General features: G+C 56.9%; 13 protein-coding genes and 1 pseudogene. 6 read left to right on the top strand and 8 right to left on the bottom strand.

All coding sequences use genetic code 11. From position 1 onward, the window contains the following. Nucleotides 1-1,012, bottom strand: a 1,012-nt coding sequence (mobQ, locus tag RS75_RS24425; RefSeq protein ID WP_160297210.1) for a MobQ family relaxase, incomplete at its 3' end; no start/stop codon positions are given. A gap of 429 nt (nucleotides 1,013-1,441) precedes the next feature. Here mobQ and RS75_RS24415 point away from each other — a divergent pair. Next, entirely contained in the window at nucleotides 1,442-1,723 is a 282-nt protein-coding gene (locus RS75_RS24415) for a hypothetical protein (RefSeq protein ID WP_045025201.1), read from the top strand. A 78-nt stretch (nucleotides 1,724-1,801) separates the two neighbouring features. On the opposite strand, the gene RS75_RS24410 is transcribed toward RS75_RS24415, so the two are convergent. The 3 genes and pseudogenes from RS75_RS24410 to RS75_RS24400 all read right to left on the bottom strand — a co-directional run. Beyond that, nucleotides 1,802-2,185, bottom strand: a complete 384-nt coding sequence (locus tag RS75_RS24410) for an ester cyclase (protein WP_045025200.1) — start codon at nucleotides 2,183-2,185, stop codon at nucleotides 1,802-1,804. Nucleotides 2,186-2,319: 134 nt separating this feature from the next. Next, entirely contained in the window at nucleotides 2,320-2,775 is a 456-nt protein-coding gene (locus tag RS75_RS24405; protein WP_045025199.1) for a histidine phosphatase family protein, read from the bottom strand. An 11-nt stretch (nucleotides 2,776-2,786) separates the two neighbouring features. After that, a pseudogene (locus tag RS75_RS24400) lies at nucleotides 2,787-4,234 on the bottom strand (DUF4158 domain-containing protein); the annotation flags it as partial. 94 nt (nucleotides 4,235-4,328) lie between these two features. On the opposite strand from RS75_RS24400, the gene RS75_RS24395 reads away from it, so the two are divergent. The 3 genes from RS75_RS24395 (at nucleotide 4,329) to RS75_RS27240 (ending at nucleotide 5,785) form a co-directional block, all read left to right on the top strand. Then, the gene (locus RS75_RS24395; protein WP_045025198.1) at nucleotides 4,329-4,955 is read left to right on the top strand and encodes a recombinase family protein; all 627 of its coding nucleotides are present in this window, start codon (nucleotides 4,329-4,331) and stop codon (nucleotides 4,953-4,955) included. 123 nt (nucleotides 4,956-5,078) lie between these two features. Next, nucleotides 5,079-5,675, top strand: a complete 597-nt coding sequence (locus RS75_RS27245) for a DUF930 domain-containing protein (RefSeq protein ID WP_234704331.1) — start codon at nucleotides 5,079-5,081, stop codon at nucleotides 5,673-5,675. After that, nucleotides 5,576-5,785 carry a DUF930 domain-containing protein gene (locus tag RS75_RS27240; protein ID WP_234704330.1) on the top strand — a complete coding sequence of 70 codons (210 nt, stop codon included), beginning with the start codon at nucleotides 5,576-5,578 and terminating at the stop codon, nucleotides 5,783-5,785. The genes RS75_RS27245 and RS75_RS27240 overlap by 100 nt, the downstream gene beginning before the upstream one ends. A 389-nt stretch (nucleotides 5,786-6,174) precedes the next feature. Here the strand turns inward: RS75_RS27240 and RS75_RS24385 are convergent, their stop codons facing one another. Next, complete coding sequence (locus tag RS75_RS24385) at nucleotides 6,175-7,164, bottom strand: alpha/beta fold hydrolase (protein WP_045025197.1); 990 nt, start codon at nucleotides 7,162-7,164, stop codon at nucleotides 6,175-6,177. A 373-nt stretch (nucleotides 7,165-7,537) separates the two neighbouring features. On the opposite strand from RS75_RS24385, the gene RS75_RS24380 reads away from it, so the two are divergent. Next, on the top strand, nucleotides 7,538-7,978 hold the full coding sequence (locus tag RS75_RS24380; RefSeq protein ID WP_200893669.1) for a RidA family protein: 441 nt from the start codon (nucleotides 7,538-7,540) through the stop codon (nucleotides 7,976-7,978). 366 nt (nucleotides 7,979-8,344) lie between these two features. On the opposite strand, the gene RS75_RS24375 is transcribed toward RS75_RS24380, so the two are convergent. Beyond that, the gene (locus RS75_RS24375; RefSeq protein WP_045025196.1) at nucleotides 8,345-8,635 is read right to left on the bottom strand and encodes a DUF1330 domain-containing protein; all 291 of its coding nucleotides are present in this window, start codon (nucleotides 8,633-8,635) and stop codon (nucleotides 8,345-8,347) included. A gap of 65 nt (nucleotides 8,636-8,700) precedes the next feature. Between RS75_RS24375 and RS75_RS24370 the strand changes: the two genes are divergently transcribed. Further along, on the top strand, nucleotides 8,701-9,192 hold the full coding sequence (locus tag RS75_RS24370; protein ID WP_045025195.1) for a MarR family winged helix-turn-helix transcriptional regulator: 492 nt from the start codon (nucleotides 8,701-8,703) through the stop codon (nucleotides 9,190-9,192). Between the two features lie 346 nt (nucleotides 9,193-9,538). Here RS75_RS24370 and RS75_RS24365 read toward each other — a convergent pair whose 3' ends face one another. Together RS75_RS24365 and RS75_RS24360 are read right to left on the bottom strand one after the other, a co-directional pair. Next, nucleotides 9,539-9,829 (bottom strand): addiction module antidote protein, encoded by a 291-nt coding sequence (locus RS75_RS24365; protein WP_045025194.1) that lies wholly within the window; start codon nucleotides 9,827-9,829, stop codon nucleotides 9,539-9,541. Further along, on the bottom strand, nucleotides 9,822-10,127 hold the full coding sequence (locus tag RS75_RS24360; protein WP_045025193.1) for a type II toxin-antitoxin system RelE/ParE family toxin: 306 nt from the start codon (nucleotides 10,125-10,127) through the stop codon (nucleotides 9,822-9,824). Before RS75_RS24360 ends, RS75_RS24365 begins: the two co-directional genes overlap by 8 nt. Nucleotides 10,128-10,320 lie beyond the last annotated feature (193 nt).

Here is a 10,320-nt window from a genome sequence, read left to right as displayed (position 1 = left end):
AGCGTGCCGCCATTCTGGTCGCACTCTCTGCCATGCTGTATTCGAGTTCGATCATGCTGGTGGTGGAATAGCGGGCCGGTTCCCGTCTCTGCTCTGACCGCAGCTGAACCAGCTGCGGTGATGCCATGACGGCGGCAAGGGCATTGTGGAAGGCCTGCGTATCGGTGATGTAGCGGCTGAGCGTTCTGGCAATATCGTGACGGGTAAAGACGCTCTGACCTGCGGTGATGAGGGCAAGCACCTGTTCGGGACGGCGGCGGATCAGCGCGGCGTTTCGTCGTGCAGCGTCTTCCTCGATACGGCTGCGGGAGACGTCGACACCACGCTCCTTCATCTGCGAGGCATGCACGCCCATATGGCCTGTCGGTTCGATGGCAAGGCCGCGGGAGAGATGCGAGCGATGATCGACACGGCGGTCGAGGCCGGCGCGCAGCAGATGACGGTTGACGAGATCGGCAAAGGCCTCACGCACCGCTTTCATCTGCATCTGCGAGGTCGGCAGACCGTTGTCGGTCAGCCATCTGTTCTCGCGCTCGATCAGCGTCTTTTGTGCAAGGCCGGTTGCGGTGATCACCCGTGTGGTCATGACCACATGGGCATGGATGTTGCGGCTGTCGCTGTTGCCCTGCGGCACATGGATGGCGAAGTCGACGGCGGCGCCAAAACGATTGGCAAGATCACCGGCAAAGGCACGGGTCAGCGACAGTCGTTCGGTATCGGTCAATTCATATGGAAGCGCGATCTCGAACTCGCGGGCAACACGGGCATCCGAGCGCCGTTCGGCGGCCTCTGCGGCATTCCAGAGAACCGAACGATCCAGCGCCCAGCCGGCATCGACGCCATCTGGCAGGACGATCTCCGAATGGAGCACGCCCTGTTTTGCGGTAAAATCATGGATGATGCCATCACGTTCGTTGAGGATCCTGCTGGCGGTGCGATAGGCGATGGCGGCCACCGCACTTTTGCCGGCGCTGCGTCCAACCGGTTTTACACTGCAATGGTAGATCGCCATGCCAGTCTCCCGATAAACCACGCCGGCGGAAGGACCGAAGATCGGGCCAGAAGCACCGGTACCCGCTCCGGCATGGACCCTTTCCGCAACGCGGCGGTTTTGCCTGTCATCGGGGCGCCAACTCGTAAGTGCGCCCTTGCTGCTTTCTGTTTAGCGGGTCGTAAGCCATGGCTCCATTGCAGGATTCACCAGGATGCGATGCGATCTGATCGCCGTTACCGTTGGCTCAATGACACAGGCAGCAATGGAGACGGTGATGGATGCGGGCAGGTCCGAAGCTGCGAAACGAAGATCAACGACGACGAGGGCGTACGGAAATGTTGGCCACGGAACAGGTCGCTACAGGCACAGGCTGGCGGTGCTGATCGATGGTGACAATGTCCCGTCACAGGTCGTGGACGGATTGTTCGGAATGCGCGGCAGGTGGTGATGGCGCGTAAACCGGTTGCCCGTCGCATCGAGGAACTGGAGGCGCGCAGGCGCACCCTGATGGCACGGCTTGCCGCACAGGAACGGCGGCTTGAGGTACGGCGGAAAATGCTGCTGGGCACATTGCTCGCCAGCGAACTGCAGACATCAGCGGACGGACCGGATGCGCAGGTGCTGCGGGACTGGATCCGGCGTCAGCTGCCGCAGATGGCGCTGCGCGATGCGGATCGTGCGCTGCTTGAGGATCTGCTCGAGGGAGAAAAGCGGGAGGAGGATGGCTGAGCGTCTGCCGGATATCACGGGCTGCAAACCGGCATGAAACCAGCTCCTGCGACCAGCCTTTTGTCTCAATGGCGGCTGTCAGCTCAGCTGGCGCTCGATTTCGGCCTTGTCGATGACGGACCAGACCCTGCGGATTTTTCCGTGTTCGAATTCGTAGAAAACGTGCTCGCAAAACTGAACGCGCCTGCCATTGACCGGAAGTCCCATGAAGGTTCCTTTCGGAGCGCAGTCGAAGAAAAGCCGGGCGCCTGTCCGGGTCCCGTTGCTGACGAGGATCTGTGCCTCGAACCGCAGGTCGGGAATGTCGGCAAAATCGCGGACGAGCATGTCGCGATAACCCGACAGCCCAAGCGGGCGTCCGTTGTGTTCGACATTGTCGTCGACGAAGGTGCCGAGTTTATCGAAGGCCTGCCGGTTCAGGCAGTCTAGATAATCAAGGTAGATGTCCTCGAGTGTCGGCATGTGTTTCTCCGTGTCGATGGATCGTCCAATCGGTTTCCGTTTTGGCTTTCCCGTCAGCATGACGCGCGACGCCCGTAGTCCGTTGCGCTTGCGGGATGATGACCGTGATAGTGAACAGGCGCTCCTGGGGCAGGTCAACCGGTGAAGGGATCGCACCTGCCGTCGTGAAGTCGATAAAAGCCGTCCTGCGGGACGGGCAGCTCGAGCATCTCCCGTTTCGAAAGGCCGAGATGGACGCCTCGAAGGATACGCCCGAACAGACCGTGGGAAATGGCGATCGTCGGGTGCTGGACATCGGCAATCCATGACATCGCACGCCTGCAGACTTCATCGAAACTTTCGCCATCCGGCGCCCTGAAATACCAGTCGAATGCGTCGGATCCGTCAAGGCGCCCGGGAAATTCATTGTCGATCTCAAATCGCGTCATGCCGTCCCAGGAGCCGGTGGTGACCTCAACGAGCCGGTTATCTGCGACACATGGGAGCCGAACCTCGGCCTGGATCCGTTCTGCCGTCTGTCGCACGCGCCCGAGCGGACTGATCTGCATCCGGAAAGGCTGATCATCGGTGCAGAGCGCGTCGCGGAGCAGGCGTGCGACTTGATCCGAACTGGTGGCATCCGGCGATAGAGATCGAGTATCAGTTCCTCGGCACTGTCCGGAACATCAGCCGTCAGCCGGTCGATCCGCAACGTTCCATCCTCGATGCTGCCACGAGGGATGGTTCCGTCGCGCGCTGCTCGTGCAAGTCTCTTCAGGCCATCGGCGAGCCGAGCCTTTCGATCAGTCAGCCATACTTGCGGATCGAGGGGCACTGCCAGTCTTGTGTTAGCCTGTGCCGCAATCATCGGCACCAACACCTGTTTGAGATCGCCATAGCGGCGCGAATGGTCGAGCCAGATGTCACCGGATCGGAAGGCATCCCGCAGGTGAAACAGGACCGCCACCTCCCGAAGGCGATTGTCGCCCTGGTCTTGTGCTCTCAAATGGCGGTGCCATTTCGAATTCGGCCGCAAGAAGCTGTCGGTCGCCGATGGTGACGCTTGCATTTCGCCGATGGCTTTTGCCACCGCAATCAAGGGCTGGGCTACCGATGCTGCCTTTAGCTTCAGGCACCGCAACATGCGCGGCGCATAGCGGCGGAAGCGATGATATCCTTGTCCAACATGGGCCAATGGATCGTCCGCCAGCGTATTGCTGAGTTGGGCGCCGGTCGCGACCAGTTGTTCGAGCCGGCCCCATTCCGCCGATTTGGCAACCGCCATTTCCAGCGGAACACCATCATTGCGGGCTTCGAGCAGGGAAGCTCCCAGTGCGGTAAAGGCGCGTAGCGTATCGGTGACAGTTGCCTTGGAATCGGCAATCCGTTCTTCATGCAGCCGTTTCGCCTCGCGCCAGGTCTTTCCGACGATTCGGTCATGAGTCTCGACCACCGTATCGGCGATCGCCGCCTCCCATTCCACGGCGCAGACGGCAAGGATCGCCCAGCGCCGATCAGAGCTGATGTCCCGCAAGCCATCGGTAAAGTAGCGCTCGCCCTGCCGACGCAGGCGTGCGATACCGTGCGGCGGGATACCGGCGAGCAGCTGCGGATCAAGAGTCAAGCCACGCAGCAACTCCAGCCTGTCGAGCAGCCGGTTCGCCGCTGCGGAATTGTTGCCGACCTCGAACTGGCGAAGCCAGATGAACCGGCTGACATTGGCATCGCGCAGTAGCTGTAGATCTCACGCAACGCCTCCATATGCTCCTGGCGGGTCTGCCGCCGGGCGGCATAGGTGAGAAGCGCATCGGCCGGGACACCAAGCTGAGCCCCGATGAACGACAGGACCTCATGTGGAATCACCTCGCCCGGAGCCAGCGCGCGCCCTGGATATCGCAACGCGCAAAGTTGCAAGGCGAACCCCAGTCTGTTCTCCGGCCTGCGGCGTTCCTGGATGTGTCCAAGATCGTCGTCGCCCAGTGTGTAATGCCGAAGCAGTGACAATTCATCGGTCGGCAGATCAAGCAGTGCCGAGCGCTGTCGCTCGGTGAGAATATGTCGCCTTGGCATGCCGCATTGTCCCTATTGAAGTATACTCTCTTCTGGACAACAATCGGCCCATGGAAATCAAGGCTTTCCGGCACTAAAATCCACGAGGGTTCAATTGGGACAGCGCGCTGCTCTTTACTGCCGGGTTTCGACCGCCGACCAGTCCTGCGAACGGCAGGAGCGTGACCTGACGGCTTTCGCCGGTCGTGCCGGTTACGATATTGCTGGAATCTTCAAAGAAACTGGTTCCGGCGCGAAGCTAGAGCGAGCAGAACGCCGCAAGATCATGGCCCTTGCCCAGTCGCGGCAGATCGATGTCATCCTTGTGACAGAGCTGTCTCGATGGGGCCGCTCGACGATCGACCTACTCAACACATTACGCGAACTGGAAGGCTGGAAGGTTTCCGTCATCGCAATGAACGGTATGGCGTTCGACCTGTCGTCTCCGCATGGCCGGATGCTGGCGACCTTTCTCTCAGGCATAGCGGAGTTCGAGCGTGATCTCATCAGTGAACGGGTCAAATCTGGCCTCGCCGCAGCAAAGGCGCGGGGGAGGAAACTCGGAAGACAGGTCGGAGACCGACCTAAATCCAACCGACTGGCGCCCAAGGTCCTGACACTTATCGATGAGGGGCGTAGTTACCGCTGGATCGCCCGCGACCTTGGTATCAGCAAGAACACCGTCGCAGACGTCGTGCAACGATATCGGGCGACAGAACAGTCACTGCATGTTGTGGAATAGGCTGATGGTGAACGCGAGCATGAAGCATCGGAGGCGATTCTTCTCAGTTTTATTCGGAAGTGGCAAAGAGCATTTTAGCCGATCTAAGTTTAGTCCAGGTTCACGGCCATCAGAGCTATAGCCTTGCCGATGCAGGAAAAAAATGGCCGGCATTTTCCTAACGCAATAGCACCGAGCTTTGCAATTTCGGTGACGCTGCATATGATCGCTATCCTAGCTGTTGGATTTTTTCCGACCAGGAAATTGCCACCCCCGCCAATCGAGCAAAGCATCACCGTCGAAATCTTAAATGAACCCCAGACTAAAGTAACTGCACAGCCCACTGTGATTCAAAACGAAAGCAAGCCCATCGCATTGCCCGCACCGATTGACCAGACACCTGAGCAAGATACAAAACCAGCAATGACTAATGGGTCGTCCCCTCAAGGAAGCGGTATGGTTCGAGCCAAAGAGTTATTTTCAGCTAAAGTTTTGGCAGACCCGCGCAGCAAGGAAGCTTTGGTTGCCCTGAAACAACTGGGCAGGGATGATCGTGTCATCCAGCTCTGCAACGTCGAGGCCATGGAACAGGTCCATATATGGAAACCGGCTTTCAGCCGGATTTCGTCGTCGCCTACGCTATGGCCGACACAAAGCTTTCCGGCTCTACCCTCCAGGCGGACGGCGCGGCGCTCCGAAGCAAACGATATTGGTACGCCATCAGATTCAAATGCGAAGTAACCCCGGGTTTGGAAAAGGTGGTTTCTTTTGAATTCTCGCTGGGCGCGGAAATTCCCAGGAGCAAATGGGAAACGTATTTTCTCCCCGTCGGCGACGGTCCATCCGACTGAGGTCGAAGTCCGTGTGTATGCTTAGTATTTCATTTCGCCCCTACCGGAAGCGCCCCCGGCAATGGCGAGAAGATCACCATGCCGCAAGATGTTCAAGCATCTGCACCAGCTCGGGCCAGATGTTCTTGGTGCTGGATGCCTTTTCCTCAAAAATTCGGATGCACCCAGCCGCGTTCAATACAGCCCGCTGCTGGTCGAGCTCCTTTGGCCGTCCACGGCTCCCCCTGTCGCAGGATTTCTACCACTTGCAACAATGACATACGACACGCAAAGCCCTGATTTTCAGAGAAGGCCGATCCGTTGCGCGGATTAGGACTTTTGCAACAGCCATTGCCGCGATTATCTATCCTGCTCAATGAGAGCGGATCGCTTGACCGACAGGGAAACTGTTAATTTGTGATCCTATTTGACTGCTGAGGCATTGCCTGTAAAGTCTGAAAGATTGCATCAGTTTTCGTCCCGTTGGCGCACATTCCAGTCGCGGCCTCACCAAAATCGACAAGGCTGTGATATTTGGGGCCAGAAGCTTTTTTGAGCGCCAGCATGAATGCGGTGTGCCCTCGCAATTTCAGACCATCGAAATAGAGCTTCTGGGTAGAAAAAGGAATATTCGTCTCGCGAGGATCGGCAAGCATGAACACCCGCCGATCCGGCTGCTTGGGGATTTGATCGAGCGCATCGTAAGGATCGAAAAATATTTCCGTTTTCAAACGACCTGCAAACCCGCGCTGCTTTAATCGTTCGCGATATGCAGCAGCGGCCGAGGACAAAATTACGCACTGAAGATCATTGCGCCGGGCAAGAAATTCGGCGGCAAGCGTGCCACCTCCGCTGTGGCCTCCCAATGCCCATCGACCAATATGATAGCGGGCTTTCAGCGCGTCGATCTGAGCAGCCATTAGCTTTGATTCCAGAGGTTTGTGCCTGATCGTGTAGTGCTTGCCACTGCTGCCGTAGCTGCCCGGTCGAGCGAGGAATATCCAAGGCACGCTATAACGGTCGGACAGTGATTTTGACTGCTCAATCATCGTGGTAACGCCGATCCCCTCTTGATGACCGACGCTTTTCGGACCACCCATGACATCGCCCGGCATCCACGCTGCGACCACGGGATTTTCACCTTTTTGGTTAAGCCCGGCTGCGTAGTATCTAAGGCAATATCCTTTTCCTTCGACATTTACCCAAACGGCAGTCTGCCGTGCTTCCATTTCCTGACACTCAGAACGATCTATCTGAATTCCGGTGATGACCTTGTCCGGGTCAAACATTTCATCATCCGGCATGGATTGTGCCATGGCCATGGTCGGCAAGAAGGATGCGAACACCGTTACGAGCCCGGCCAGGGTGTTTTTGAAACTCTCCATCTCAATATTCACCATGAACTGGGGCGCAGAGAGCGTGTCTGCTGGAAAATTCTTCGTAGGCTACGAGATAAACTGCTCATTGTTCGCCACCCTGATGCTGATTTTATAGTGGCAAAATTATTAGTGCCGCAATTGCGCAACAAGAAAGCTAAAATTCTACCAGTTGGATTCGTATTTAAGAAAGAATGAATCGCTCACCTGTCGCAAAACCCGCTAGCAAAAATCGGACCTGTGTGAGCGGGTTTTGCGACGGCCGAATGACGGGTTCGACCGAAGGCGATCATCAAACGCTTGCAGTGTCATTTGGCCCCCAGCCGGAACTGACCCCTTTGTGAAGAGGCGATTTCGGCTGGAAAGCGCCGCAAGCTGTCATTGACGCAAAGGTAGCGTGCTGACATTCTGGCGTCTCGCCAAAACGAGCGAGGGAAACATGGCACGAAGGGCACTCTTTCCGGCGGGAAGTTCGCGGAAAACGGCTGACCAGATCAAACTTTCGCCAGGAATCATCTCTGGCAACCATGTTTTTGTGACGGGCATGACTGGAAGCAGCCCGGATGGCACCATGCCCGTAAATCTGGAAGAACAGTTCCAGCAAGCGTTTGAAAAGATTGGCGCGGTTCTTCGGGAGGCCGGACTGGACTTCGACTCGATTGTCGAGATGACGACCTACCATGTCGGTCTGCTGGATCACTTCGACAGGTTCTGCGCGGTCCGTTCCGATTATGTCTCGGACCCGTTTCCTGCATGGACGGCGGTTGAGGTTGCAGGGTTACGTAGGGAGGGTGCGGTCGTTGAGATAAGGGTCGTCGCGGCCATTGAACCAAGCTGACCTGATTGGCTGCTTCGGGCCGATTGTTGACGATAGCCTTGCCTCACGCAGCCCTGGAATAAGTTCGAACAGCGCTTGACACCGACACGCCGATTAGAGAAGCGCCGGCCGCAGGACGGGATTTCGGGAATTCTCGACACGCTAAGAGCGGATTTAGGCCAGCCGCAGGAGCCTCAGCGAAGCGACCCGATAGGGGAGGCGGGACCGACTGGCCACGCTTGTGCGTTCCGCATGAGAAAGGCCGCTCTTGGGCGGCCTTGATAGATCGGGTAAGGGGGCAGAAAGTTTCATCAAAGGACCTCCACTCCGAGCCAGAAACGCAATCCGGGGTCTGAGTAGCAACGGAACAGAAAACCTACATAAGGCTTAGCCCACATCGACGATAAACATGCGTGCTTCCTGCGCCTCATGGCGCTCGACCTTGATCGGCGCGTATTCTGGTGACTCATAGAATGCCAGGGCGTCGGCCCGGGTTGGAAATTCAAAAATGCCAGCCATAGGTAGTGGCGACACATCCCCTTCCAGCATCTGAACTACGGGACCAAAATGCAGAATACGGCCCCCTGCTGCCTGCAATGCGGCCTGAAAGCGAGGTGCCAATGCGGCTTGCTTGGCCGAATCCTTGATGCGGAGATTAACGTGGACATAGGCAGGCATATGCAATTCCTCATTAATAGTGTATATACAGTATTTCATGGATCATTGATTGTCGAGACCCGCAAATGACAGATGCTTCTGATTTCTACCGCCGTGTCGAAAGCGATTGCCCGGCCTTCCAAGCGCGTGTCACCGCGAGGGCGGTGACACGCTACTATAATGCTTGCTTCCGGCCACTAGGGATCACCGCAGAACAGTTCAGCCTTCTGGTAGGCATCGGCGGTAGCCACGAGCCAACGCTTGCTGAACTGGCGGCGCGCGCCGGAGTCGATGCCACCACTCTTAGCCGCAGTGTAAAGGGCCTCGAACGGAGCAATCTCGCCTATAGTCATGGGGGGCGGGGCAGGTCCGGCAAACGCTTGGCACTTACCGATGAAGGCCGCCAGTTGATGGAAGAGTCCATGACTGCTTGGGAACTCGCCCGCATCCGGTTGGCTGAGGCTCTCGGGGCGGAGGCGTCGAGTGTTGCGGGGAGCGTCATGTCCCAGCTTGCTATCGCCGCAAAGAATGCGACTTCAGCAATCGGTTCCGAGACGCCATTCAAGGCGGCGGAATGACCGGCTTTAGGAGGTTCATTGCCGACACGGCTACCCTCAATATACGACGCTCGAACGGATGGTTCGATGATGATGATGTCACCCTGCATGTGCGATACTTCCCCGAAAGGAGGGGGGAGGCGTGGGCCAAGCCTGTAAACCGGAGATTGGCGAGCAGTATGATTCGTCGCAAGCGTCGACGGACGTTTGGCCCAAACTCAGCGTGTGGAAGTAACCTTAGAGTGTCATTTCGCCCCCAGCCGGAACCGACCATAGATGGGGTGGGTGGGGTTCCAAAGGCGAATTTCTCGCGCCTTGTCCTGCCGCTCGATGCGGAAGGGCAAGGCAATGGAACGCTCCAAGTTGTTCAGGCGGCTTTGTGTTTGCTGGTCAATTGAAAACCAAGGGACTTCAAAACCGCGATCGTCGTTTCAAGCGTCGGGTTACCTGCCTCGCTCAGCGACTTATATAGATGCTCTCTTGCAAGTCCGGTTTCACGCGCAACCTTAGTCATGCCTTTCGCACGGGCAATGACACCAAGAGCATTTGCGATATAAGCCGCGTCGTCACTTGCAAACGCATCCTCAAGAAAAATCTCGATTGCTTCGTCGCTCTTGAGGTGTTCGGCGGGATCAAAGTCCGTAAATTTCTCAGTCATCGATATTACTCCATTCATCTGCCAACTGTTTCGCGGCTTTGATATCTTTGTCCTGCGTGCTCTTGTCACCGCCACATAGCAGAACAATAACAACGTCCCCGGAGCGGATGAAGTAGACGCGATAACCGGGACCATAGTGGATGCGCAGTTCGCTAACACCCTCGCCGACCGGGGCAACATCACCGGCATGGCCAAAAGACAATCTGTTCAGGCGGGACGTAATTAGAGCTTTGCCCTTTTCATCCTTCAGTTTGCGAAACCACTTCTGGAACGTTGCAGATTGTTTTAATTTCACCATACTCACACTGTAATTTATAAGTTACACATTGTAAAGGAAAAGGTTTTTTCAGCAGCTTTGTCGTCAAAAGAAGCTCAACTGGCCGCGCTTGTCGGCAGCGAATGGCACCGGCGGGATAACAGATCCGCCTGTTCGATCCCGCGCGCAGTCAGTGGTGAATAGAGGTGGCTCGGTTTGATTGAACAGTTTCGGG

This window comes from Rhizobium nepotum 39/7 (assembly GCF_000949865.1).
GTDB classification, from domain to species: domain Bacteria; phylum Pseudomonadota; class Alphaproteobacteria; order Rhizobiales; family Rhizobiaceae; genus Agrobacterium; species Agrobacterium nepotum.
The sequence above is the reverse complement of the archived record's forward strand: the minus strand, read 5'-3'. Positions and strand labels throughout refer to the sequence as shown.